This is a genomic window from Massilia niastensis DSM 21313 (assembly GCF_000382345.1).
GTDB lineage: Bacteria > Pseudomonadota > Gammaproteobacteria > Burkholderiales > Burkholderiaceae_D > Telluria > Telluria niastensis.
In genome coordinates this window covers 1-24,903 of the sequence record NZ_KB908131.1, presented here as the reverse complement: position 1 = coordinate 24,903, position 24,903 = coordinate 1, and the positions used below count along the sequence as shown (strand labels likewise).

The following is a 24,903-nucleotide window of genomic DNA, read 5'->3' as shown; positions in this document are numbered from 1 at the left end:
ATTGGAAACACCGGCACTACACACTGATCACGGATGGATCGCCGTCGCGCGCGTACAGGCGATCCACCAGGTCGGCCCGGTTCTTCAGCACGGCGCTTTGGTTCACATAGCCCTTGTCGGTGATTTCCTGCGCATCCACCGAGGCTGGCTGCTCCATGAGGATGGCGCGTACCGGACAAGTCGACGACCCGGTGGCATCGCGCTTGGCGGCCGCCAACGCGCTGCGCACGTGTTCGCGCACACGCGGATGGGCCAGCGCTTCGGCAACCGGTGCGTCGGCCGGCAGGCCCGCCACCTGGCGGCAGGCAGCCAAGTTCGGGAACACAAGTAGGCAGATCTCGTCGCGGTCATGCCCGGTTACGACCACGTCCTGGGCAAGCGGCGCCATCTTTTCGATAGACGCCAGGCGCAACGAGCCGACGCTGACCCAGGTACCGCTCGTCAGTTTGAAGTCTTCCGTCACGCGGCCATCGAACTGCAGGCCCTTCTCGGGCGCCGCCTCGTCCACCAGGCGCACTGCGTCGCCGATCCGGTAGTAGCCATCCTCGTCGAAGGCGGCGGCCGACAGTTCGGGTTGCTTGAAGTAGCCCGGCATTACGTTCGGCCCCCTGACGCGCACTTCCAGCTTGTCGCCGTTGGGTACCAGCTTCAGGCTCACGCCTGGCACCGGCACGCCGATCACGCCCGCCCGGTCTGCCTGGTAATGGCAGTCGGTAGACAACGGCGAGGTTTCAGTGGAACCCCATGCGGTCACCATCGGCACTGCGTAGCCGAGCTCCTGGCGCGAGATCTTGGCCATCGCCTCCCACAGGTGTTGGGGCAAGGCGGCCGCCGCGAAGAACACAACCTGCAGGCGCGAGAAGAACTTCTTGCGCAAAGCGTCGTCGCTGCGCAAGACAGGGATCAGCATGTCGAAAGCGCGAGGCACGTTCAGGTACAGGGTCGGGGCTACGTCGCGCAGGTTCGCCAGGCTGGCATCGAACAACCCGGGCACAGGCTTGCCCGAATCGAGGTACAGCGTCCCGCCATGCGCCAGGATCAAGTTGAAGTTGTGATTGCCGCCGAATGTATGGTTCCAGGGCAGCCAGTCCAGCAGTACCGGCGGCGTCTCTGCCAGGAATGGCCAAACCTGTGCCTTGGCCTGCTGGCTTGCGGTGAGCATGCGCTGCGTGTTGATCACGCCTTTGGGCGAACTGGTCGAACCTGATGTAAACAGGATCTTGGCGACTGTATCGGGACCGATTACTTCAAAGGCCGAGCGTACCTGCTGCTCGTCGACGTGCGCCAGCAGGTCGAGGAACCGGGTCGCCCCAGGCCGCTCTTGTCCGGCACTACCGACGACCAGCAGCGCATCGTGCAGGCCCTCGATCGCGTTCAGAGCGGCAGTGTACGGGCCGGGGTCGGCGACATACAGTACGGCCGGTTCAAGGCGCGCAATGAGCGTCTTGATTTTCGCGTGATCCTTGGAGACCAGCGAATATGCCGGTGAAATGCCGGAATACGGCATTCCGATATGCATGCAAGCCAGCATGAGCAAGCCATGTTCAATGCTGTTATCCGACAACACGACGAGCGGTCGGCTGCGGTCGGCGGCATGGGTCAGCAGCCAGGTTGCGATCCGGTACACCTTGTCGCGAGTCTGGCTGTAGGTGATAGCGGTCCAGTTGCCCCCGGGTGCGCGTTCGACCAGGAAGTCGCGCTCGGGCGCTGTCTGCGCCCACAGTTCGAGGTATTCGCCGATGCAGCGGCGAGCGGGCTCGAGTGGCGTCGGCGAATCGACGAAGATTGCCCCGTCGGCGCGTCGTGTAACGGTTGCAACTGGTGTGGCAAACAGGGTGGGTGCGTTCATCGGCTCGTTCATGGCAGTGGCTCGCTCAGCGGACGTCGATCAGTTTCCAGTTGCCCTTTTCGATGCGCACCAGCGCGCGCGAACGGGCATCGTGGCCGTAATGGTCGTCTGGCGACATGTTGAAGACGCCTTGCGCGCCTGCTACGTCGCGTCCAGTCTCGATCGCCTCGCGCAGGGCTTCCCTGAATTCCGGCGTACCGGGTTTGGCTTTCTTCATCGCGGCGGGCACTGCGGCTGCGAAGATCTGGTAGGCGTCGTAGGCGTAAGCGCCAAACGACGACATTGACCCCGCGCCATATTTCGCCTCATACAGGCGGGTGTACTCCACGCCAGGCCTTTTCGACGGGTGACTGTCCGGGAGCTGCGCCGCCACCACGACCGGGCCGACCGGGAGGATCGTACCTTCAACTGCTTTGCCGCCGACGCGGATGAACTCACGGGTCGCCGTGCCGTGGGTTTGGTATATCTGCCCCTTGTAGCCCCGCTCGATCAGACCCAGTTGCGGCAAGGCGGAAGGCGTGCCGGAGGCCGCGATCAGTACGACATCCGGCCGCGCTGCGACCACCTTCAGCACCTGTCCGCTGACGCTGGTATCGGTACGATTAAAGCGTTCTACCACATTTACTTTGATGCGCGCGCCCTCTGCCGCACGGGTGATCTCGCGCAGCCAGCCCTCACCGTAGCCGTCGGCAAAGCCGATGAAACCGATGGTCTTCACCCGGTTGGCCACCATGTGTTCGACCAGCGCCTTGGCCATGATGGAGTTGTGCTGTGGCGTGCGGAATACCCAGCGGTTTTTCTCGCCCGCCAGCTCGATGGGGGACATCGCCAGGAGTGGCGTACGCGTCTCGTGAGCGACTTCCGCGATTGCGAGCGTCGGCGGAACCGAGGACGATCCGATGATCAGGTCGACCTTGTTCTCGGTGACGAGCTTGCGTGCGTTTTTCGTCGCCTGCGTTGCATCGGTTGCATCGTCCAGCAGGATGTAATTTACTTTTTCGCCGGCGACAGTCGTCGGCAGGAGCGCGACAGTATTCTTTTCCGGGATGCCGAGTGAGGCGCCGGGGCCGGTGGCGCACACCGAAATCCCGACATTGATATCGGCCAGTGCGGGCGCCGATGCTAGGGCGCTCATACACAGTCCGATCGTGAAGGTGAAGCCCACTTTGGTGCTCATGTCGTCTCCTATGGTTGTCAGCGCGGCGTTATCGTTTTTTCCGTTGCCACTGAAAAGACTATACCCAGCCCCCGCTCAAATATCAACTATAGTTTATCTAAATGTGCCCGATTGCCCACATTCCTTGAAGTTTTTGCTATCACGTATATACTATAGTTGTTAAACGGCCGTCATGCCTGCCCTCGCAAAAGGATTTCGATGATCCATTACCACCCGGCGCCATCCAACGCCGGATTCATCCTGCTCGATGTGCTGAAGGGCAGCGAAATAGTCAAAGCACTGCCGCTGGATGCCGCGACGGCCGACCCCGAGCTGGTCATACAGGTGCTGGAAGAAGCTGCCAAGTTTGCCGGCGGGGTGGTGGCCCTTTTAAGCCGGATTGGCGATGAAGAGGGGTGTTCGTTCGGAGCGGAAAAGGTCACCACGCCGCCGGGCGCGCGCGACGCCTACCTGGCGTTCTGGCAGGCCGGCTGGCCTGGCCTCGCTTGCGCCGAGGAAGATGGCGGACAAGGGCTGCCGGCGGTGCTGGCGATGACTCTCTACGAATGGCTGAGCGCTGCAAACCACGGCTGGACGATGGATCCAGGGCTCAAGGCGGCCTGGACCGAACAGGCTTTTCATGCCGTCAGCGATTGCCTGCAGTGTTCGGTGGCCATGGTTACCTGCGTGAATGGGAATCGAGCAGATGGTACGCGATGGAAGGATCGCCATGATCTACGAGAGCACTAACGAAATTCAGGCCATCGACCTCCTATTCCGAAAGGTTGTTAGCGATAGCGGCCACGGACTGACTTCTGTCCTGGACCGAATGGCCGCCGAATCCGGCCCATCTTTATCACCGGCGGCCCGTCGTGTCTCAAGCGCCATCGATGGTTGGCGGGAACTCGCGCATTTGATCGCGGCGGCTGACGAGGGTTCCGTGCAAAGGCTGTATGCGGTGGCAGGCGACTTTCTGCGCGTCACCGCGCTGACACTGATGGCCTGGGCCTGGGCACGCGTTGACGCCCTAGGCGACAGCCGGTTCGCGGACGGCAGTGACGCCTTCTCGCGCTGGGTGCATCTGGAATTGGCGATGCAGCGTGCAATGGTGCAGGCCGCGCAGCAGGTGCCAGCCCCCGACTAGATTCACATTACCAAACGCCGGCCAGTCAATGCGGCGACCATTTTTATTACAACAAAGGAGACCACCATGAACATCAAGTTCCGCACCACGGTTGCCCGCAGCAGCATTCTTATCTTTGCCACGCTCGCTGCCGTGAACGTTCACGCACAGATCAAGGTCGGAGTCTCGATCTCGACTACCGGACCGGCAGCGTCACTCGGTATCCCGGAAAAAAATACTGTCGCCCTCTTCCCCAAGGAAATCGCGGGCCAGAAGGTGCAATACATTGTGCTCGACGACGCTTCCGACGCAACCCAGGCGGTCAAGAATGCACGTAAGCTGATCTCAGAAGACAAGGTAGATCTCCTGATCGGTTCCTCAATCTCGCCTCCCTCGCTCGCCATGCTCGAAGTAGCAGCCGAGACAGAAACCCCGATGATCTCTATCGCCGGCGCCGCGCGCATCGTCGAGCCGATGGATGCCAAGCGCCGTTGGGTGTTCAAGACGCCCCAGCACGACGGCCAGATGATGGCGGCGATCACGCAGCATATGTCCGACAATGGCGTTAAGACGATGGGTTTCATCAGCTTCAGCGACGCCTACGGAGAAGGCTGGTATGGCGAAACCCTCAAGCTGGCGCCGGTACGAAAGATCAAGCTCGTCGCCAACGAGCGCTTCGCCCGTACCGATACCTCGGTTACCGGGCAGGTATTGAAACTCATGTCTGCCAACCCGGACGCGATCCTGATCGTCGGCGCCGGCACGCCGGCTGCGCTGCCCCAGAAAGCCTTGCGCGATCGCGGCTACAAAGGCAAGATCTACCAGACACACGGCGTGGCCAACAGCGATTTCCTGCGCGTCTGCGGCGTCGACTGCGAGGGCACCTTCCTCCCGGTAGGACCGATGCTGGTGGCAGCCCAGCTGCCCGACGCCAACCCAGTCAAGAAGTCGGCGCTCGCCTACATCAACAAGTATTCGGCCAGTTATGGCAAGGACAGTTTGTCGACCTTCGGCGCCCACGCCTGGGATGCTTCCTTGCTGATGCAGGAGGCCGCGAAGGGCGCGGTAGCGAAGGCGAAACCGGGCACCAAAGAGTTTCGTGCGGCCTTGCGCGATGGCCTCGAGAACATCGAGAACCTGCCAGTCTCGCACGGAATCGTCAACATGAGCCCGACTAACCACCAAGGCCTGGATCAGCGCTCGCGAGTGATGGTGCGCATCGAGAAGGGCACCTGGAAATACGTACCGTAAGCCTCCGATACTTTCCAATATTCGAATGGTGCCCGCATGCCGTCCACATCTAGAAACAATCTCATAGACCCGGCGAACCGCTTCGCCTTTACCAACCTGGCCGACATCGCCGCGGCCGAGAGACGCCCCTACGAGGACGCCGTGCCGTTCCCGACCACAAGCTCGTTGCTGGAAGCTGCGGCCGCCACTTATGGAGACGCGCCCGCGCTGCGCTTCCTGGTCGATGCCGACAGCGACGCTCCTCCCCTTGAATGGTCATTCAGCACGCTGTGGCGCCAGGTTAGGCAGGCGGCCAACCTGTACCGCTCCCTTGGACTGAAGCATGGGGAACCGGTCGCGCTATTCGTTCCGCACATTCCCTCCGCCCACGTTGCCCTGTGGGGCGCGCAGCTCGCCGGTTGCGCCTTCCCCATCAACTACCTGCTCAGCGCCGAGCACATTGCCCTGCTACTCAAGACCACCGGCACCCGGATCGTCGTCACGCTCGGGCCCTCAGGTGTGCTGCCGATCAACGCGGAGGTGCGCAAGGCTGTCGACCTTGCCGGATGCGTCGAGCACGTGCTGGAAATCGACCCGGACGAAGCGCAGCCCTGCCCGGGATCGTTCCAGGCGCAGGTACATGACAGCAGCGGTGACCTGGACTGGGATCCCGCCCTGGACCGCGACAGCCTGGCTGCGCTGTTCCACACGGGTGGCACGACGGGCATGCCCAAGATCCTGCGTCATCGCCACCGCAACGAAGTGCACACCAGCTGGTACGCGGCGATGTACTACGGAATGCGACGCGGCGACTGCATCCTAAACGGTTTTCCGTTATTCCACGTAGCGGGCAGCTTTGTGTATGGCCTTGGGCCCCTGGCCGCCGGCGCCGCGCTCTACCTTCCGACCCTAACGGGCATGCGCAACCAGGCATTCGTGCGCAGGATATGGACGCTGGCGGACACCCATCGCATCACCCACCTCGGCTGCGTTCCGACCGTCCTGTCGGCGCTGCTGTCGGTGCCAAAGGAGCCCGGTCAAGCTGACTGCGTGACGGCGGCGCTCAGCGGAGGCTCCGCCCTGCCGACGGAGCTTGCGGTCCGGTTCGAGCAGGAGCACGGTATCCCAGTCCGAAATATTTTCGGCATGACCGAATGCTCCGGGATCGTCTCGATCGAACCCCTGGGTGCACCTCGGCATCCTGGCTCCGTCGGCCTGCGGCTGCCCTACTCCAGGATCGTCGCGGTTCCGCTCGACGCATCTGTCGACGAGGGAGTGGACACGCATTGCGCTCCTGGTGACATGGGGATCCTTGCCATTCGTGGTCCGCACGTGAGCGACAGCTACCTGGACCCAAAGCGCAATACGGGTACCTTTACGCCAGACAACTGGCTCATCTCTGGAGACCTCGGCTATGTCGCGGAAGATGGATACGTGTACCTGACGGGCCGCTCAAAGGACCTGATCATCCGCAGCGGGCACAACATCGAACCCGGTGTCATCGAAGAAGCCTTTCTGAAGCTCCCCCAGGTCGAGACCTGCGCCGCCGTCGGGGAGCCCGACAGCTACGCTGGCGAACTACCGGTGATTTTCGTGACACTGAAACCCGGCGCGCACGCCTCCAGTGCATCGCTGCTGGCCGCTGCAATCTCGCACATCCCCGAGCGGCCCGCGCTGCCAAAGCGCGTGATCATTCTAGACCGGCTGCCGACGACGCCTGTGGGAAAAATCTACAAGCCAACGCTGCGCAACCTTGCCGCCAAGGCAAAGGTGGAAGAACTGCTTGCGACGGTACACGCCCATGCACCGCTCGAAGTAGGCTGCAACGCACAGTCAAATACAGTTGAGGTTACCGTACGATTTGCGGAGCCGGCACTACCCGCAACGATGGCCGAAGCACGCGCCGCACTCGAGGGCCTGCCTGTGCTGGTGCAAATCGGCCCCGAGGGGTCAGACGGCGCGTCAACTTAAACGAGAGGGAAACCGTGCACATCGATTTTTACTTCGACTTCATTTCCCCATTTGGGTATTTCGCTAGCTTGCGCATCGATGAGCTGGCCCGGCGGCATGGCGCTACCCTAACCTGGCGTCCCATCCTGCTGGGCGTGTCCGTGATGAAGGTTATGGGATCGAAGCCACTGATGGAAATTCCGCTAAAGGCCGACTATATCCGGACCGAGGCGGCGCGTTACTGCCGCCGGCATGGAGTGACCTTGGGGCGGTCGCTTGATGCCGCGCCCATGAATCCGCTGCCGGCAGCGCGCGTGTTTAACTGGATCGCGCAAACCTCCCAGGAGGAGGCGCAGGCATTCGCTCGTAGCGTGCTGCGCGCGTACTGGGAGTCGAACCGCCGGCTCGATGATCCTGAGGAGCTTATTGCCGCCGGCCACGCGGCGCAGTTACCGGAGTCGAGGGTACGGGACGCTCTCGAAAATCCGGACGCAAGCGCGAGCTTGCGCACGAGCGTCGATACGGCGATCGCCAAAGGGGTGTTTGGCTCTCCTTTCATCGTGGTGGACGGCGAGCCCTTTTTCGGCGTCGACAAGTTGGAACTCGTCGATCAATGGCTGGCCTGCGGCGGCTGGTAGCTGAAATGGCCGTGCGGTAAGCAGTGGCCAAGCGACAAAGTATGTCCAGCGGTCTGCCCCGTTCGACGTGGGCGTCCCTGTCAGCTGTTAACCCTGCTGGCGTGCCAACATCATTCTTAACCGTTCAGATTGAAAAGAAAGTTCGTGAACATGAAATTTACTAAGAAAAAAGTCGTTCGTTTTTCGCATTGCGATCCAGCCGGAATCGTTTTTTATCCCCGTTACGCTGAACTCTGCAACGAGATGGTCGAAGATTGGTTCAGTGAAGGGCTTGGAGTCAGCTTTCACCACTTGCAGGAGCGCTTGCGCTTGAGCGTTCCCGCCGTCCGTCTGGAGTGTGAATTCATCAGCCCCAGCACGTATGGGGACGTATTGGAATTTTCCCTGGAGGTGCAGGAATTAGGGAAGTCTTCGATGACGCTGGCGATCACTGCCCGCTGTGGCGAGCAGGAACGGGTTCGTTTCTTCTTGAAAATCGTCCTGATTTCACTCGATAGCATGCGGTCAGTAGCCATCGAGGGTGAATGGAGAGACAAATTTTCTGCCTTCTTGGCCTGAAGGGCTCCGGACGACCAACTTTTTTGCGGCTACGTGGCGCAGGGGAGCCTTGAGGCTCGTTGAGAGAAGCAAATTTGTTTGCAGATTCTGGAGGCGTCTCCCCTTGCGCATACCTTTTGCAGATGAATTTCCCCACACTCAAAAGAAAGTAAATTTGTCTACACAGAGCATTGGCAAGTAAATCTGTCTGCTCGCAGCTTTAGCTCGCGACAAGGTGGCATAAGTTATTGAAATCACAAATGAAACACGCTTCCTATCCGCTGTTTCAAACGCCAGGTCGCGTGGTGTACGCGTCATCGAGGTCAGTTCCAACTCGATCTCGCCGGCGCGGTACAGGGCGTCGAAATGGTGCAAATCGGCCTGGCGCGGGAAGACGCAGATGATCTTGCGCACGCGCTTTGCCGCAAGCAAGGCCGCCAGCCCAGTGTCGCCGTTGCCGGCGTTGTTGTTGACGATCGTGAGTCGCGCGCGCCCTGCTCGATCAGCGCGTCGATCAGCGCCGACGGCATGCCCGCGTTGCCGAAGCCGCCGATCATGACGGTCGTGCCGTCTTGCACATCGGCGACGGCGCTCACGAGCGATTCCTAGCTTCAATCAATCATGGTTCACCTTTGGCTGTGTGCGGCCCCCGCCGCCACCGTTTAACATCTCGTCAGAAGCTATGGCGTACGCCGAGCAGTACGCCATTTTGCGACACTCCCGGCGCTACCGTGCCGCCCGCGTCCAGGGCGACCGCCGAGGCGCCGTCGTTGTCCATTCGGCCGACCGAGGCATGAATCGCGGTGCGTTTGGACAGCGCATAGCTCAGGCGTGCCACGTACAGGGTCACGTCATCGTCGGAATTCTTCGCGTTGCGCTTGGCGACCTGGGCATCGAGCGTGAACGCCCCGAACGGCCGGCTGGCGCCGAGGTAATACAACACCGACTCAGTCCGCCCGGCCGCGGCATTGATCTCGCGGTCCATCGCGCCCGCACCGATCTTGGTCGCGCCCAGCATCAGGTAGCCATTCACGGTGGTGCGGATGTCAGTGTTGTCGCTGCTGGTCAGGCCTCCGCCGGCTCCGGTGTTCCCGTTCATCCTGTCGTAGGTCGCGTTCAGGCCCCACCCCTTCGACTCATACCCGACCAGGGCGGTGTACTGGCGGCATGCCTTGGAATTGCCGGGCACCTCGCCCGGGCAGTTGGTCGCGGCCGGGCCGCCGGCCGACGAGGCATCGCGGCCGACACTGTAGGTAGCGCCGACGGTGAAGCCGTTGAAGTTACCCATGTAGCCGATCGCGTTGTCGCTGCGGGCATTCGGGATGTACAGGTCGATGCTGCTGATGGAAAACAGGTGCGGTCCCATCACGTCGGACTTGATCGAGGACATGAAGGTCATGTTGACCTGGCGACCGACGGTGAGCGTGCCCCATGCGCCCTTCAGGCCGACGTGGGCGGCGCGGCCGAACAGGCGGCCGCCCTGCCCCGCGGTGCCGTTATCCAGCGACAGGCCGTTCTCGAGCACGAAGAAGGCTTGCAGGCCGTTGCCGAGATCCTCGGTGCCGCGGAAGCCGATCCGCGAAGGCAGGGAACTGGTCAGCGACGGCACCTTGGTGACCGAGTTGCCCGCTGCATCGGCATTCGTAATATGGGCAAGGCCGCTGTCGACCAGGCCATAGATTTGCACCGAACTCTGTGCGCATGCCGAGGACGCGGCAAGGCCGCATGCCAGCGCCATCACGCCGTGAACTGATTTCATGATATCTCCTGCTTGTTATAAAAATATATGTGTGGTCCCAAAGGATCATGGGAATGCCCGGCTGCCGCCGGTCGGGCCGCCGCTGGTGCAGCGACCCGTCTTGCTTCTATTGCTGATTAAGCCTGACCAGCGGCGCGCTGGACAGCGACCTCTTTGGCGGAGGCCGAGCGCTCATGCCGGATCAGGGACACGGCAATGGTCGCGATGACGGCCGGAATCGAGATCGCCAGGAAGTTCTGCTGCAAGGGCAGCGCCATCCCAACCAGGGTGCCAATCACGATCGGCGCCAGGATCGCGCCGCTGCGGCCGACGCCGGAGGCCCAGCCGATACCGGTGGAGCGCACCGTGCTCGGATAGAACTGGCCCGCATAGGCATAGGTCACGATCTGGGTACCGATGGTGGAGGCGCCGGCCAGGCCGACCAGGAGGAACAGCACCGGGGTCGACACCTTGTAGCCCAGCAACGTAATCGACACCGCCGCCAGCGCATACATCCCGACCAGCACGTACTTGATATGGAAGCGGTCTGCCAGCCAGCCACCGCCCACCGCGCCGATCACAGCGCCGAAATTCAGCACCAGCACGAAGGTCAGCGCCGATCCCAGGCTGTAGCCGGCGCTGGCCATCAGCTTCGCCAGCCAGGAGCTGAGCGCATATACCATGAACAGGCACATGAAGAAGGCGATCCAGAACATGATGGTGCTGAAGCCACGGCCTTCCTGGAACAGTTTGCCGATCGGGGCGCCCTCGGCGCGCTCGGTGACCGGGATCTGGAAGTTATCCTCGGACGTCGCGCGATAGCTCGGTTCCATGCGAGTCAATACCGATTTCAGCTCGTCCAGGCGGTTCTGCTTGATCAGGAAAGGCATCGATTCCGGCATCGACTTCAGGATGAAAGGAATCAGGATCACCGGCACGCCTGCCGCCAGGAACACCGATTGCCAACCGTACTGCTCGATCAGGCCCTTTCCGAGGACGGCCGCCAGCATCCCGCCGACCGCATAGCCGCTGAACATCAGGGTGACCATGGTCGCACGGATCTTCTTCGGCGAATATTCCGTCATCTGAGCCACCACGTTCGGCATCACGCCGCCAATTCCGAGGCCCGCGAGGAAGCGCAACACGCTGAACACATACGGATCATTCGTCATCCCGGCCGCCGCCGTGAACACGCTGAACAGGGCAAGGCAGATCACGATCGCCCAGCGCCGACCAATGCGGTCCGCCAGGGTGCCGAGGGAAATCGCGCCGAACATCATCCCGAACAGTGCGGAGCTGACCATGAAACCAGCGTTCTGGGCCGTGACGCCCATTTCCTTCATGATGGAGGGCAGCGCGATGCCCGCCACCGCGAGGTCGTAACCGTCGCAGATGATGATGATCCCGCACCAGAGCAGCAGCGAGGTGTGGAAGCTGTTGAACTTGGCTGTGTCGGCCAGTTTATGTACGTCGATGTGTCGCATGATGTTGTCTCCTTGGTTTTGAAATGGTGTTACACATGCTGTTTACTTCTTCTGGACCTGTTCTCCCTTCGGGCCGCCGTGCAGTACGCGGCAGGCGACCATGCCGATGACGATTCCCCAGAACGCCGAACCCAGGCCGAGGAAGCTCATGCCCGATGCGGTGGCCAGGAAGGTGATGATGGACGCCTCGCGGTGATCCTCGGCGACGATGACGCCGGCCAGGTTGGCGGTAATGGGGCCCAGCAGGGCCAGTCCGGCCAGGGTCACCACCAGCTCGCGGGGAAGTGCACTGAACAGCATGACGATCGAGCCACCAAACAGGCCGGCGGCAAGATAGAACAGGCCATTGGACAAGCCGGCAATGTAGCGCCGGCGCGGATCCTCGTGGGCGTCGCGCCCGGTGCACATGGCGGCAGTGATGGCGGCGATCGCGATGGTGATGCCGCCGGTAACGGCGACCGCCAGCGACACGATGCTGTTGACGCTCATGATCGGCCGCACGCTGGCCTGGTAGCCCGAGGTCTTCAGCACCGCAATCCCCGGCAGGTACTGCCCCGTGAGCGTGACCAGCACCAGCGGCAGCGCCAGGCTGAAGGTGCTGCCCCAGGACCAGGCCGGAGCGATGAACTGTGGCGTGACGAGTTCCAGCTCGATGCCGGAGAACCTGGTCGCGCCGGTGAACACGGCGATCAGGACGCCCGCAACCAGCAGCAGCATGACGCTATAGCGCGGCGCGGCGCGCTTGAAGACCAGATAGGCTCCGATCATGCCGAACGCCAGCAGCGGCAAGGTACTGGTGGACCTGAAGGCCTCCAGGCCGAACGGCAGCAGGATCCCTGCCATCATTCCGCTCGCGACGCCCTTGGGAACCCAGGACATGACCCGTTCGAAGCTTCCCGACAGGCCGATTGCCAGCAACACGGCGGCCGCAGTGATATAGGCGCCCACGGCCTCATGGAGCGATAGTCCCGGAAACAGGGTGATCAGGAGCGCGGTGCCCGGCGCCGACCAGGCGGTGATCACCGGCGTGCGGAGATACCAGCTCAGGACGATTCCCGAAATAGCCGCGCCGATCGAGATGCCCCACACCCATGACGCGAACATGGCGTTGTCGACCTGGGCCGCCTGGGCCGCCTGGTAAAAGATCGCGAGCGGTCCAGTGAAGGACACCAGCACAGCCAGGAAGCCGGCCGTGACCGCGGAAGCAGACCAGTCCGAGCCCGCCGGCTTGGGCATGGGCGGCATGGCGGGCGGTATATTGGCGCCGGCCGCGGAGTCGCCGGGCTGCGGCCGATGTTCCTGGCGCAACTGGCCACCCTCGCGCTGCGCGTGAGATGGTTCCTGCATGGTGTCTCCCCTGCGGTTGTTATCAAGTGCGGGCCTGCGCCTGGCGCTGGCCCGGTCCTGCTGGGCTCAGCCCAACAGGAAAGCCTCGACTGTTTCTGCGAACAGTTCAGGGGCTTCGATGTTCGACAGGTGCGAGGCCGGCACGGTAGCAAGCCTGGCGCCGGGAATCGCATCCTGCATGAAACGCGCGTCCTCCACAGTTGTCACCGGGTCAAACGCTCCGGCAATCACCAGGGTCGGCTTCCGGATACGGACGATCGCGTTGCGCAGGTCTGCTTCGGCCAGCGCGTCGCAGCAAGCCGCATAACCCTCCGGATCGGTCCCGCGCAGGTTTGCCTGCATGGCGCCCACCAGGTCCGCCTGCGCCCGCACGAAGCCGGTCGTGAACCAGCGTCCCGGAGAGCCGGCCGCGATCTCGTCCATCCCCGCGGCGCGCACGGCCGCGGCGCGCGCGCGCCAGCCTTCAGGCGTGCCGATCCGGGCGGCGGTATTCGCCAGCACCAGCCGGTCCAGCCGGCCCGGCGCATGCACGCCCAGCCACTGGCCGATCGCGCCGCCCATCGACAGCCCGACGAAGTGGGCGCGCTCGATATCGAGAATATCGAGCAGCGCCAGCACGTCGCCTCCCAGCAGGTCGAGCGTGTAAGGACCGGCAGGGCTGGCCGAGGCGCCATGGCCGCGGGTGTCGTAGCGCAGCACGTGGAAGTGCCGCGCCAGCCGGTAGGCCAGGTCTTCCCACATACCCATGTCGGTGCCGAGCGAATTCGACAGCACGACCGTGGACTTGGCGCGGTTGCCCTGGCAGCGGTAATGCAGCAGTGTTCCGTTGATCGTCGCGGTCGCCATGATTACCCCTGGTCGCCGCCACCGACCGGCAGCACGCTGCCGGTGATGTACGACGCTTCATCCGAGGCCAGGAACAGGATCGCGCCGACCTGCTCGTCGATCGTGCCGTAGCGGTGCATCGGGCTGGACGCGATGGTCTGGTCGACGATGCCCTGGTACCAGACCTGCTCCTGCTCGCTGAGCGGCTTCGGATTGCGTGGGATGGCCCGCGGCGGCGCCTCGGTGCCGCCGGTGGCCACCGCGTTGACGCGGATGCCCTCCTGCGCATGTTCCAGCGCCAGGCTGGCCGTCAGCGCATTCACGCCACCCTTGGCCGCCGAATACGGGATCCGGTAGATGCCGCGGGTGGCGATCGACGACACGTTGACGATCGCGCCGCGACGCCGCTCCAGCATCGCCGGCAGCACCGCGCGGCAGCACCACAGGGTCGGGAACAGCGAGCGCCGGATCTCCGCTTCGATCTGCTCTTCCTCGTAGGCTTCATAGGGCTTGGCCCAGATGGTGCCGCCCACGTTGTTGACCAGGATGTCGACCCGGCCGAAATCCTGCAGGGCCACTTCCACCAGCCGGCGCGCGCCGGCATAGGTCTCGAGGTCGACCTTGGCCACGCTGACCAGCGCTTGCAGCTCGTGTGCTTCAGCCGCCACCTGATCCACCAGGTCGGAGCGGTCGGCCAGCACCAGCTGGGCGCCCTCCCGGGCTGCCGCCAGTGCCACGCCGCGGCCGATGCCTTGCGCGGCCCCGGTAACGATCATTACCTTGTCGCGAAATCGTTCACGGTTCGTCATGTTCATGCTCCACTGCTGGGCGAGAATTTCTCGAAGTAGAAGTTGGCGGGAGTAATACCGGCTCCGTCCAGCCAGTGGCGCACCGCGTCCACCATCGGCGGCGGACCGCACAGGTAAATGTCGACATCGCCGTCATTCATCCAGGTCGGCTCGACGTGCGCAGTGGCATAACCCTTGCGTGGATGGGTGCTTTCCGGCGCAACGACGCAAGTCACGTAGGAGAACAGCGGATGGGCGGCGGCGATGCGGTCGAGTTCTTCGATCCCGACCAGGTCGAAGTCGTTGGTCACCGCGTACACCATCCGCACCGGCTGCGTGAAACCCTTTTCGGCCAATACCGACAGCATCGACAGGAAAGGCGCGATGCCGGTGCCGCCGGCCAGGAACAGGACCGGGCGCTGGAGCGGGCGCAGGTAGAAGCTGCCGAACGGCCCGAGGAAGGTGATCTCGTCGCCCGCCTTCACGGTCGCCGTCAGGTAGCCGCTCATGCGGCCGCCGGGCACGTTGCGGACCACGAACTCGGCGCGCGTGCTGCCCGGGGCGGAGCTGAACGAATACGACCGGGTCAGCTCCGTGCCCGGGATGCCGATGTTGACGTACTGGCCCGGCAGGAAGCCCGGCGTCGCTTCGTCTCCCGTGTCGATCGCGAAGCGAATGGTCGAGTCGGACAGTTGCTCGACCGCGGCGATGCGGCCGTGGTAGCTGTGTGCGCCCGACTTGCAGGCTTCGGAAGTCGCCAGGATCTTGACGACGCAGTTCGAGGTCGGCTTCATCTGGCAGGTCAACACAAAGCCCTTGGCCGCATCTTCCGGCTCGAGCGCATCCTCGATGTAGCTGGACTCGGGCATGTCGTAGCTGCCCGATTCGCAATGCGCGCGGCAGGTGCCGCAGGCACCGTCGCGGCAGTCGAGCGGGATGTTGATCCGTTGGCGGTAAGCTGCGTCCGCCAGCTTTTCGTTGTCGTTGCACGCAATGAAGCGGGTAATCCCGTCTTCGAACTGCAAGGCGATGTGATGGCTCATCGTCTGTCTCCTGGCCTTGTCAGGCGTTTAGATGTGATACACGTCGATTACCTGATGGATGTAATCGTTCTTCAGGACCACGTATTTATTGAGAATCTTCGGTTGCTCGCCCGCGAAATCGATCACGTAGCGCGACATGCCGAAATAGCTGAAATCCGTCTTGTAGCGGTGGCTCAGCGTGTGCCAGTTGAAGCGCACCGTGACCACCTGTCCCTCCCGGCTTTCGACTTCGAGGTTGGCGATGTTGTGGCTGGTGCGCGTGTCCGGGATCGTGGCGCTCGAGCGCTCGGTCTTGATGCGGAACACGCGGTCTTCCAGGCCTGCACGGTTCGGGTAATAGATCAGCGAGATTTCGCGCTGCGGATCCGTCACCAGCTTGCCGTCGTCGTCCCAGGACGGCATCCAGAACTGGGCGTCCGGGTGATAGCATTCGAGCCACTCGTCCCAGGCTTCGTCGTCCAGCAGGCGGGCCTCGCGGTAGACGAAGGCGGCAATATCCTGAATGTCGATGGTGCTCATTCTTTTTCTCCTTGTGCGGCCAGTGCCTTCTGCATCACATCCAGCCAGTAGCGGTGCTGCACCGTGTACAGGCCCTCGTCCTCGGTACGCACGCCGCTCAGCACCGGCGCCAGGCCGATTTCCTTCGCGGCCTCGTCCGGACCCTGGATCCAGTGGGTCGCACCACGGCACATGTCGTTCCAGCCGGCACCGGTGCCCGCATAGCCCTGCTGGCAGGCGCGGAATTCCTCCAGGTCGTCGGGCGTGGCCATGCCGCTGACGTTGAAGAAGTCCTCGTACTGGCGGATGCGGCGCGCGCGCGCCTCGTCCGATTCGCCCTTCGGCGCGATGCAGTAGATCGTCACCTCGGTCTTGTCCACCGAGATCGGGCGCAGCAGGCGGATCTGCGATCCGAACTGGTCCATCAGGTAGACGTTCGGATACAGGCACAGGTTGCGCGAGCGGCCCACCATCCAGTCCGCGGTCGGCTTGCCGAACTGCGCGGCGTACTCGGCGTGGCGCGGATAGTTGGGCCGGTCTTCCGGATTGGCCCACTGGGTCCACAGCAGCATGTGGCCGTGCTCGAAGGCGTAGAAACCGCCGCCCTGGCGGCCCCACTTGCCGGCGTCCATCGCACGGATCTTGTCCTCGCGCTGGGCTTCCTGTTCCTTGCGGCGGCTGGTCGTGGCCGCGTAGTTCCAGTGCACCGCCGAGACGTGGTAGCCGTCGGCGCCGTTCTCGGCCTGCAGCTTCCAGTTGCCCTCGAAGGTATAGGTCGAGGAACCGCGCAGCACTTCCAGGCCGTCCGGCGACTGGTTGACGATCATGTCGATGATCTTGCCGGCCTCGCCCAGGAATTCCTCGACCGGCAGCACATCCGGGTTCAGGCTGCCGAACAGGAAGCCCTTGTAGTTGGCGAAGCGCGCCACCTTCTTCAGGTCGTGCGAGCCTTCCTTGTTGAAGCACTCCGGATAGCCGGCGTCTTCCGGATCCTTCACCTTCAGCAGCTTGCCGCTGTTGTTGAAGGTCCAGCCGTGGAACGGGCAGGTGTAGGTCGCCTTGTTGCCGCGCTTGTGGCGGCACAGCTGGGCGCCGCGGTGGCTGCAGGCGTTGACGAAGGCATTCAGCTCGCCCTGGCGGTTACGGGCGATGAACACCGGGGTGCGGCCCATGTGCGTCGTGTAATAGTCGTTGTTGTTCGGGATCTGGCTTTCATGGGCCAGGTAGATCCAGTTGCCCTCGAAGATATGCTTCATCTCGAGTTCGAACAGGGCCTCGTCGGTGAAGGCGCTGCGGTGCAGACGGTGGTCGCCGCTGGCCTGGTCTTCGACCAGTAGCTCATCGAGCTTGATGTCCGGCCGGGCGGGTACGGGATGGATCGGGATCATGGCAGGCTCCTTTAGGCGGCGGCGCGCGGACGTTCGACTTCGGCGCTCGGCGCTGCGGCGACGTCCTGGTGCAGGTGGAAATCGAAGTCGATCGAGGCGAACGGCTTGGCCAGGCCCTTGGCGTCGAGAGCGGCTGGGTCACTCACACGGACGATGGCCGGCACCAGGCCTTCGCGGCTGGCGAAAGCGAAGTCGTCCCACAGGTACTCGTCACCGTCGATGTTGATCTGGGTGGTCAGCTTGCGCTGGCCTTCGGCGCTCACAAAAAAGTGGATGTGGGCCGGACGCTGGCCGTGGCGGCCCAGCAGGTCGAGCAGCTTGGCGGTGCTTCCGCCCGGAGGACAGCCGTAGCCCTTCGGCATGATCGTCTGGAACTGATAGCGGCCGGCGGCGTCGGTGATGATGGTGCGGCGCAGGTTGAACGGCGACTGGGTCTGGTCGAAGAACGAATAGTTCCCCAGCAGGTTGGCGTGCCAGACCTCGACCTTGGCGCCCGGCAGGGGCTTGCCCTGCGCATCGAACACGGTGCCCTGCATGAACAGGACTTCGCCCTGCTCGCTCTCGGTGCCGTCGTCCAGGCGGGCAAAGCCCTTCGATTCGGGCGCACCGGCCACATACAGCGGGCCCTCGATGGTGCGCGGGGTGCCGCCGGTGATGCCGGCGCGTGCTTCGGCTTCATCGGCGCGGATGTCCATGAAGCGCTCCAGGCCCAGGCCCGGGGTCAGCAGGCCCAGTTCGTTCGCCTTGCCGGCATTGGTCAGGTAATCGAGGCCGGTCCAGAATTCGCTCGGCTGGATGTCCAGGTCTTCCATCGCCTTGCACAGGTCGCTGACAAGGCGCAGGACAATTGCCTGCACACGTGGATTAGCCGGGCGGATTGCCGAGTCGACGATCCAGGTTTTTACGAGTTGGTCGATTTCTTGGTGAGTCATGCTTGTCTCCTTGTTGGTCTGGGTGGATCCGCTCAACGGTCGTCGGCGCGGATAGAGGACGGGTGCCGGCAAAGCGGCGTGACTGCAATTTGCATATAGGGAAAGAGTGGCAGCGACATCAGCAGCGCGTGCAGCTCCTCGTTGTCGGCTACGTCGAAGATGCTGACGTTGGCGTACTGTCCGGCGATGCGCCACAGGTGGCGCCACTTGCCCTCTTCCTGCAGGCGCTGCGCCAGGGCTTTTTCGTCGGCCTTGAGCAGGTCGGCCTGCTCGCGCGGCATGGTGGCGGGAAGCTGGACTTCCATCGTGACGTGAAACAACATGGCTGGTCTCCTTGTGTCGTTGCTTACTTGCGGCGCATGCGCTGCAGCTTGTCGGTATCGATACGCACGCCCAGGCCGGGGCCAGTCGGCACCTGCAGCGCAAAGTCCTGGTAGACCAGCGGCTCTTCCAGCACTTCCTCGGTCAGCAGCAAAGGGCCGAACAGTTCGGTATCCCAGGCCAGCTCGGACCAGGTCGAGCACAGGTGGGCGCTGGCCGCGGTGCCGATGCCGCCCTCCAGCATGGTTCCGCCATACAGGCCGATGCCCGCCAGCTGGGCCACGGCGGCCACCTGCTGCGCCGGGAACAGGCCGCCGCTCTGGGCGATCTTCACCGCGTACACGTCGGCGCCGTCGATGCGGGCGATGTTGAAGGCGTCCACAGGACCATGCAGGGCTTCGTCGGCCATCACCGCCACATCGAAGCGCGCGGCCAGGCGGCGCAGCGCGGCACGGTTGTCGGCCCGTACCGGCTGTTCGATCAGGTCGATGCCGCCGGCTTCCAGCGCGGCGATGCCGCGCACAGCGTCGAGCTCGGACCAGGCCTGGTTGACGTCCACCCGCACGCTGGCGCGCTCGCCCAGTGCGCGCTTGATCGCCAGCACGTGGTCGACGTCTTCCTTCACGCTGCGGGCGCCGATCTTGAGCTTGAAGATGCGGTGGCGGCGCTTGTCCAGCATGGTTTCGGCTTCCGCGATGTCCTTCGCCGTATCGCCGCTGGCCAGGGTCCAGGCGCAGGGCAGCGCGTCGCGCACCCGTCCGCCGAGCAGTTCGCTGACCGGCACGCCGAGGCGCTGGCCCTGGGCGTCCAGGAGCGCGGTCTCGATCGCGCACTTGGCGAAGCGGTTGCCCTGGACGGACTTCCGGAGTTTCGCCATCGCGACGGCGACACGGCCCGCGTCCATGCCCTCGAGCAGCGGGGCGATATGGGTGTCGATATTCGCCTTGATGCTTTCCGGGCTTTCCTCGCCGTAAGCAAGACCGCCGATGGTGGTAGCCTCGCCCCAGCCTTCGATGCCGTCATCGCAGCGGATCCGGACCAGGACCAGCGTCTGGGTGTTCATGGTTGCCACGGACAGCTTGTGCGGTCGGATCGTCGGCACATCCACCAGCGTCGTTTCGATTTCGCGAATCATATTCAATCCATATAATCGGTTATGTGTGATTACGATATCCGCGAAAAACCACGCAGTCCAACACCGATTTAGTATCAGTTCCATACCCAGGAGGTATTATGGAGTTGCGCCATCTGCGCTATTTCGTCACCGTCGCCGATGAGAAAAATTTCACCCGGGCGGCCGAGCGCCTGAACATCGCGCAACCGCCCCTGAGCCGGCAGATCCAGCAGCTCGAAGAAGAACTCGGTGTGGTGTTGATCGAAAAGGGATCGCGCCCGCTGCGCCTGACCGAGGCGGGCAAGTTCTTCCATGCGCATGCGCAGGAATTGCTGGACAAAGCGGCCGACCTGAAAGCGATGACCCAGCGCGTCGGCAAGATCGACCGCAAGTTCGCGATCGGCTTCGTCGCTTCCACGCTGTATGGCCTGCTTCCGGAGATCGTGCGGCGCTTCCGCGAACGCTACCAGACGCTGGACATCAGCTTCCACGAACTGGCCACGATCGAGCAGATCCAGGCGCTGAAAGAGGGTCGCATCGACGTTGGTTTCGGCCGCCTGAAGATCGAGGACCCTGCCGTCAGGCGCGTTGTGCTGCGCGAGGAGCCGCTAATCGTGGCCCTTCCCGCCGGCCACCGGTTATCGAAGACTGAAGGTCCGATCAGGCTGTCGGACGTGACGCAGGAAGCCCTGCTGGTCTACCCGAAGCAGCCGCGTCCCAGCTTCGCCGACCAGGTGCTGGCGATCTTCCGCGAACGGATGCTGTTCCCGCAAAAGGTGATCGAAGTGCGCGAGCTGCAGATCGCCATCGGCCTGGTCGGCGCCGGCCAGGGCGTGGCGATCGTGCCCAAGAGCCTGCAGGGCATGGTCAGGACCGATGTGGTCTACAAAACGCTCGACGATCCGGGGGCGGTCTCGCCGATCATCTTCAGCGTGCGCCAGATGGACCGTACGCCCGAACTGGTTAACATGCTTGAAGTGATCTACGAAATCTACGACGAACTCGGGATCAGCCACGTCAAGCACGTGTTGTAAAGCTTATCGTGACTGGATACATTTCCAGGCGGGATGCGTCTGCAACACCGATCGAACGTTCGCACCGTGCTTTGCTGCACCTTGGTGTAGATGCCGCTGCCATCATCCTGGCCAAGGATGATGTGATCACATAGCCTCTGCTTTCAGAACGGGACGCGGAGGGAGCGGTCAGCGTTCGCTCCTAGCGTGCTATGCACGCCGGGACTAAGTGGCTTGGTCGAGCTGGTTTGATGTGGTCGCCGATGGGTATCACTGCTGTCGTGGTGATGACAGGTGCCCAGCACCTGGGCGGGTTGACTATAGATGCCTGGATAGGCTGTGGGTTTCTGCGCAAGCATAGGGCCGAGCAACCGGCAGGGCGGATTGCGAGCGAGCCGGCGCATCGTGCCGCCGGCAGACAGGGCCCTAGCGTGTGGTCTAACGCAGCAGAGGGCCGACCCGGACTTGCCATCCGGTGCGCTTGGTCGGAACCGATGCCGACGCCTGGGCCGCAGGCAGTGTGCCGCCATCCGCGAGCTTGAACATGCTGACGACTCCCGCGAGTTCCGCAGCCTGGTGCTGCATCGATTCGGACGTCGCTGCGACCTCCTCGACCAGCGCCGCGTCTTGCTGGGTGACTTGATCCATCTGGCTCATGGCCTGGTTGATCTGCTCGATGCCGACGGTCTGCTCCTGTGCCGCCACCGTGATCTCGCCTATCATCGCCGTCACCCGCTCAACGCTGTCGAGGATGTCCTTCATCGTGGCGCCAGCCTGGTTGACGAGCATGGCGCCGGCATCCGCTTGCTCGACCGAGTCGTCGATCAGGGACTTGATTTCCCTGGCGGCGGCGGCCGAACGGTGGGCGAGGTTGCGCACTTCGGCGGCGACCACGGCGAAACCCCTGCCCTGCTCGCCGGCACGCGCTGCTTCGACCGCCGCGTTCAAGGCCAGGATATTGGTCTGGAATGCGATGCCGTCGATCACATCGATGATGTCGACGACCTTCTTCGACGACGCATTGATCGAGGCCATCGTGTCCACGACGTGCGACACGACCTCGCCCCCGCGCAGCGCCACCTCCGATGCCGAGCGCGCCAGCGCATTGGCCTGGAGCGCATGATCGGCGCTCTGCTGCACCGTCGACGTGAGTTCTTCCAGCGAGGACGCGGTCTCTTCCAGCGTCGCGGCACGCTCCTCGGTGCGGGACGACAGGTCGATATTTCCGGCGGCGATCTGGCAGGATGCGCTGGCGATCGTCGCTGTACCTTCCCGCACCCGGCCGACGATGCCGGCAAGGGCGTCGCGCATGGCCTTCATGGCGACCATGAGGCTGGTGCTGTCGCCTGGCCGGATCTCGATGGCGCACCCTAGGTCGCCCTGCGCGATACGGCGGGCAAGCGCAACCGCATGTTCGGGAGCGCCCCCGAGTGAGCGCTCGATGTTGCGCACGATCGCCGCCACGAGGACCGAAAGCGCCAGGCCAGCAATCACGAGCACGCCCAAGGATTCGAGCACCGATGTGCGAAACGCCGCGTCCACGTCACCGGTGTAGAGGCCGGTCATGACCGTCCAGTCCCACGGTCGGTAATAGACGTTGTAGGAGATTTTCTGCTCGGGCGCCGCCGCTCCCGGCTTGTTCCACAAGAAGTAGGTATAGCCATTGCCCGCTTCCTTGGCGACGTTCAGGGCGTCCAGGCACATCTGACGGCCTTCGGCATCCCTGATGTCGCCAACGCTCCTGCCGACGAGGTTCGCCGCGATCGGATGCATGAGCATCCGCTGGGAATCGATCACCAGCAGATAACCCGTTTCCCCATAGCGCAAGGCCTTGATGCGCTCCAGCGCCTGTTGTTTCGCATCCGCTTCAGGGAGCTTGCCGGCACTGGCCATGGCCGCGTATTCCTTCACGATCGAGATGGCCATATCGCCGGCGTTGGCAATCTGCGTCTTGCGCTCGTCCATGCGGAGGGTACGGTCGCGCAATGCATTGACCGTGACGACCGACAGCAGGCAGAGCCAACTGATCATTAAAGGCAGGAAGAGTTTTGTGCGGAAGGATAGTCTCATGAGTGGCTTTCTTATTGATCCGAATGGTCGGGGCGGCAGTCTGCGCTGCATGCTGGGATAAATCGGTGATGCGGTGGGAAGGCAGGAAAATGGGTTTCGGTCAGGCAAAGCTATTTTTTCGCCTTATTAATGCAGGATAGTAAGAATGCGTAACAGCGTCCAACACCGCTTTGGTATCTTGTTAATACCTTCCGGGTATCGATAACTGATCGATCCACTCCCCGAGGATGAGGGCAGCCAAGGCGACCGGTGTCGCCCTTCACGCGTGCGCCATGGTAGTCCGCCACGGACTGCCTCGATTTAATTCATTAATGTATTATTCAGTGATAAAATAAAGCTGTGGATCAAGCCATTGGCCGATCTGTCCCTCTAAGCTTCTGAAAATTAGTGAACGATATGAATACGAAATTCTGTGTCGCTGCAGTGCTTGTTACCCTGGTGTCCGGCTGTGCCTCTACCAATGACCTCGCAGCAAACGATCAAACCCGCATCCGGGTCCTGGCCGAATTGGAACAGGCAAGGGTGGACGGCCTGGTTCCCGTAACCGAAGCGGATTATCTGGTTCTGTTGCATTGGCAGGCCGAAGTCGAGCTTCCCTCATCAGGGACGAGGACGCCTCATGCAGGACGGACCTGTCGTGCCAGCGTATAGAATTGTTCGGCGAACGATATCGTGCCGACGCTGTCAATCGCGAACTGCTCCTTGCGGATCATGTGCATGAGTTCGACGCCGGCGAGCACACTGCTGGCAGACTTGAATGACTTGAAGTTGAGCATCGGCCTCATCACGCGCTTGATCGCGCGATGATCCTGTTCGATGATGTTGTTGAGGTATGTCACCTGGCGTACAGCGATCGGAACACTCCTGCTGCCATTGATCTCATCAATGGCAGCCTTTGTTAGCGCCGCTCTTGTCCATCGCCACCTTGTCCGGTACGCCGTTCCGGGCCATGGCCTTGTCGAAAAAGCGCCTGGCTGCGGCCATGTCACGCTGTTCCTTCAGAAGAAATTCGACAGTCTTGCCCTGCTTGTCGACAGCACGGTAGAGATATTTCCAGGTCCCCTTGACCTTGACGTAGGTCTCATCCATCCGCCAACTGCTACCCACCTTGCGCTTGTACTGGCGGGACAGCTTTTCAATCATTGGCAAGAAACGGATCGCCCAGCGGTTGGTCGTGGAATGATCGACCGAGACACCACGCTTTTGCATCATCTCTTCGATGTGTCGGTAGCTCAGCGGGTAAACCGCATACCAGCGGATACAGATCAGGATGACGTTGACCGGGAAACGCATCTGTTTGAAGCTGAGCATGTCGAATAGTCGAGTGTTCGGCGCCACAGTCTACCCGATCCCGTCAACGGCTCCGTTAATGCGACGGAACCCTCGCTAGCAGTCAACTTCCGCTTAGGCGTGGAAGCGGACGCCCGGGCAGGTTCATAGCCGACCCAGAATTTCTTCTCAAAGCCCAAACATTGCTGCTAATGATGAATGTGCATACTGCTCATACTTTAGTAGTGTGCGTGTAGATGGCCAGATGTAGATGTGAGTGGGAAGTCGGCCACTGGGATCAGATAGATGCGCTCGCCCCCGGTGTCAGAATAGTTGTCGCGTCACCTGATGAAGTAAAACGATATCGGGGACGGGCAAGAGAGATCGTGTGAAGCAGTATTCAGCAGAACGGAAAGAAGCGCTGTTGCGGCAGATGATGCCGCCGCAGAACAGGCCGGTGTCGGAGCTGGCCCGCGAGAGCGGGATCACGGAGCAGACCCTTTATACTTGGCGCCGTCAACTTCGTAATCAAGGAACAGCGGTGCCAGGTAGTGGGAAAAATGCCGAGGAATGGACCTCGGAAGACAAGT

At 62.5% G+C, this 24,903-nt stretch carries 24 protein-coding genes and 1 pseudogene; 9 read left to right on the top strand and 16 right to left on the bottom strand.

The window, feature by feature from the left end; translation table 11 throughout:
- Positions 1-16: 16 nt before the first annotated feature.
- Both H162_RS0124080 and H162_RS0124075 read right to left on the bottom strand, forming a co-directional pair.
- On the bottom strand, positions 17-1,861 hold the full coding sequence (locus H162_RS0124080) for a feruloyl-CoA synthase (protein ID WP_020656050.1): 1,845 nt from the start codon (positions 1,859-1,861) through the stop codon (positions 17-19).
- A 13-nt stretch (positions 1,862-1,874) separates the two neighbouring features.
- Positions 1,875-3,026 (bottom strand): ABC transporter substrate-binding protein, encoded by a 1,152-nt coding sequence (locus H162_RS0124075; protein WP_020656049.1) that lies wholly within the window; start codon positions 3,024-3,026, stop codon positions 1,875-1,877.
- Between the two features lie 198 nt (positions 3,027-3,224).
- Here H162_RS0124075 and H162_RS34430 point away from each other — a divergent pair, with 198 nt between their 5' ends.
- The 6 genes from H162_RS34430 (at position 3,225) to H162_RS0124045 (ending at position 8,504) form a co-directional block, all read left to right on the top strand.
- The gene (locus H162_RS34430; RefSeq protein WP_026355033.1) at positions 3,225-3,755 is read left to right on the top strand and encodes an acyl-CoA dehydrogenase family protein; all 531 of its coding nucleotides are present in this window, start codon (positions 3,225-3,227) and stop codon (positions 3,753-3,755) included.
- Positions 3,736-4,149, top strand: a complete 414-nt coding sequence (locus H162_RS34425; protein ID WP_026355032.1) for an acyl-CoA dehydrogenase C-terminal domain-containing protein — start codon at positions 3,736-3,738, stop codon at positions 4,147-4,149. The genes H162_RS34430 and H162_RS34425 overlap by 20 nt, the downstream gene beginning before the upstream one ends.
- Positions 4,150-4,215: 66 nt before the next feature.
- Positions 4,216-5,379: an ABC transporter substrate-binding protein gene (locus H162_RS0124060; RefSeq protein WP_020656048.1), complete on the top strand. Its 1,164-nt coding sequence runs from the start codon at positions 4,216-4,218 to the stop codon at positions 5,377-5,379.
- 36 nt (positions 5,380-5,415) lie between these two features.
- Positions 5,416-7,329 (top strand): AMP-binding protein, encoded by a 1,914-nt coding sequence (locus H162_RS0124055; protein WP_020656047.1) that lies wholly within the window; start codon positions 5,416-5,418, stop codon positions 7,327-7,329.
- Between the two features lie 14 nt (positions 7,330-7,343).
- The gene (locus tag H162_RS0124050; RefSeq protein ID WP_020656046.1) at positions 7,344-7,946 is read left to right on the top strand and encodes a 2-hydroxychromene-2-carboxylate isomerase; all 603 of its coding nucleotides are present in this window, start codon (positions 7,344-7,346) and stop codon (positions 7,944-7,946) included.
- 150 nt (positions 7,947-8,096) lie between these two features.
- Complete coding sequence (locus H162_RS0124045) at positions 8,097-8,504, top strand: acyl-CoA thioesterase (RefSeq protein ID WP_026355030.1); 408 nt, start codon at positions 8,097-8,099, stop codon at positions 8,502-8,504.
- 303 nt (positions 8,505-8,807) lie between these two features.
- Here the strand turns inward: H162_RS0124045 and H162_RS31755 are convergent.
- The 12 genes and pseudogenes from H162_RS31755 to H162_RS0123985 form a co-directional block, all read right to left on the bottom strand.
- Positions 8,808-9,079, bottom strand: a pseudogene (locus tag H162_RS31755) (3-oxoacid CoA-transferase subunit A); the annotation flags it as partial.
- Positions 9,080-9,156: 77 nt separating this feature from the next.
- Positions 9,157-10,242, bottom strand: coding sequence for a porin (locus H162_RS0124035; protein WP_026355028.1), 1,086 nt, complete (start codon positions 10,240-10,242; stop codon positions 9,157-9,159).
- A gap of 116 nt (positions 10,243-10,358) precedes the next feature.
- A complete protein-coding gene (locus H162_RS0124030; RefSeq protein WP_020656042.1) occupies positions 10,359-11,705 on the bottom strand; it encodes an MFS transporter in 1,347 nt (448 codons plus the stop codon).
- 42 nt (positions 11,706-11,747) lie between these two features.
- Positions 11,748-13,013 (bottom strand): benzoate/H(+) symporter BenE family transporter, encoded by a 1,266-nt coding sequence (locus tag H162_RS0124025; protein ID WP_020656041.1) that lies wholly within the window; start codon positions 13,011-13,013, stop codon positions 11,748-11,750.
- 105 nt (positions 13,014-13,118) lie between these two features.
- The gene (gene pcaD / locus H162_RS0124020; RefSeq protein ID WP_020656040.1) at positions 13,119-13,898 is read right to left on the bottom strand and encodes a 3-oxoadipate enol-lactonase; all 780 of its coding nucleotides are present in this window, start codon (positions 13,896-13,898) and stop codon (positions 13,119-13,121) included.
- A 2-nt stretch (positions 13,899-13,900) separates the two neighbouring features.
- Complete coding sequence (locus H162_RS0124015) at positions 13,901-14,686, bottom strand: 1,6-dihydroxycyclohexa-2,4-diene-1-carboxylate dehydrogenase (RefSeq protein ID WP_026355027.1); 786 nt, start codon at positions 14,684-14,686, stop codon at positions 13,901-13,903.
- 2 nt (positions 14,687-14,688) lie between these two features.
- The gene (benC, locus tag H162_RS0124010) at positions 14,689-15,708 is read right to left on the bottom strand and encodes a benzoate 1,2-dioxygenase electron transfer component BenC (protein WP_020656038.1); all 1,020 of its coding nucleotides are present in this window, start codon (positions 15,706-15,708) and stop codon (positions 14,689-14,691) included.
- Between the two features lie 27 nt (positions 15,709-15,735).
- The gene (gene benB, locus H162_RS0124005; protein ID WP_020656037.1) at positions 15,736-16,227 is read right to left on the bottom strand and encodes a benzoate 1,2-dioxygenase small subunit; all 492 of its coding nucleotides are present in this window, start codon (positions 16,225-16,227) and stop codon (positions 15,736-15,738) included.
- Positions 16,224-17,594: a benzoate 1,2-dioxygenase large subunit gene (gene benA, locus H162_RS0124000; protein WP_020656036.1), complete on the bottom strand. Its 1,371-nt coding sequence runs from the start codon at positions 17,592-17,594 to the stop codon at positions 16,224-16,226. The genes benB and benA overlap by 4 nt, the downstream gene beginning before the upstream one ends.
- Positions 17,595-17,605: 11 nt before the next feature.
- Positions 17,606-18,526 carry a catechol 1,2-dioxygenase gene (catA, locus tag H162_RS0123995; protein WP_026355026.1) on the bottom strand — a complete coding sequence of 307 codons (921 nt, stop codon included), beginning with the start codon at positions 18,524-18,526 and terminating at the stop codon, positions 17,606-17,608.
- A gap of 32 nt (positions 18,527-18,558) precedes the next feature.
- Positions 18,559-18,849: a muconolactone Delta-isomerase gene (gene catC / locus H162_RS0123990; protein WP_026355025.1), complete on the bottom strand. Its 291-nt coding sequence runs from the start codon at positions 18,847-18,849 to the stop codon at positions 18,559-18,561.
- A gap of 23 nt (positions 18,850-18,872) precedes the next feature.
- A complete protein-coding gene (locus H162_RS0123985) occupies positions 18,873-19,982 on the bottom strand; it encodes a muconate/chloromuconate family cycloisomerase (protein WP_020656033.1) in 1,110 nt (369 codons plus the stop codon).
- 98 nt (positions 19,983-20,080) lie between these two features.
- Here H162_RS0123985 and H162_RS0123980 point away from each other — a divergent pair, with 98 nt between their 5' ends.
- Positions 20,081-20,995, top strand: a complete 915-nt coding sequence (locus H162_RS0123980) for a LysR family transcriptional regulator (RefSeq protein ID WP_020656032.1) — start codon at positions 20,081-20,083, stop codon at positions 20,993-20,995.
- 417 nt (positions 20,996-21,412) lie between these two features.
- Here the strand turns inward: H162_RS0123980 and H162_RS0123975 are convergent, their stop codons facing one another.
- Entirely contained in the window at positions 21,413-23,044 is a 1,632-nt protein-coding gene (locus tag H162_RS0123975) for a methyl-accepting chemotaxis protein (protein WP_040788082.1), read from the bottom strand.
- A gap of 396 nt (positions 23,045-23,440) precedes the next feature.
- Here H162_RS0123975 and H162_RS35780 point away from each other — a divergent pair, with 396 nt between their 5' ends.
- The gene (locus tag H162_RS35780; RefSeq protein WP_156885778.1) at positions 23,441-23,695 is read left to right on the top strand and encodes a DUF4148 domain-containing protein; all 255 of its coding nucleotides are present in this window, start codon (positions 23,441-23,443) and stop codon (positions 23,693-23,695) included.
- Here the strand turns inward: H162_RS35780 and H162_RS31750 are convergent.
- A protein-coding gene (locus H162_RS31750; RefSeq protein WP_229452235.1) for an IS6 family transposase occupies positions 23,662-24,355 on the bottom strand; the annotation gives its coding sequence in 2 pieces (ribosomal slippage) (positions 23,662-23,940 and positions 23,942-24,355; 693 coding nt in all). The two genes, H162_RS35780 and H162_RS31750, sit on opposite strands and share 34 nt — an antisense overlap.
- A 346-nt stretch (positions 24,356-24,701) precedes the next feature.
- Between H162_RS31750 and H162_RS33505 the strand changes: the two genes are divergently transcribed.
- Positions 24,702-24,903 (top strand): transposase (locus H162_RS33505; RefSeq protein ID WP_156885777.1); only part of this gene is annotated, 202 nt, incomplete at its 3' end.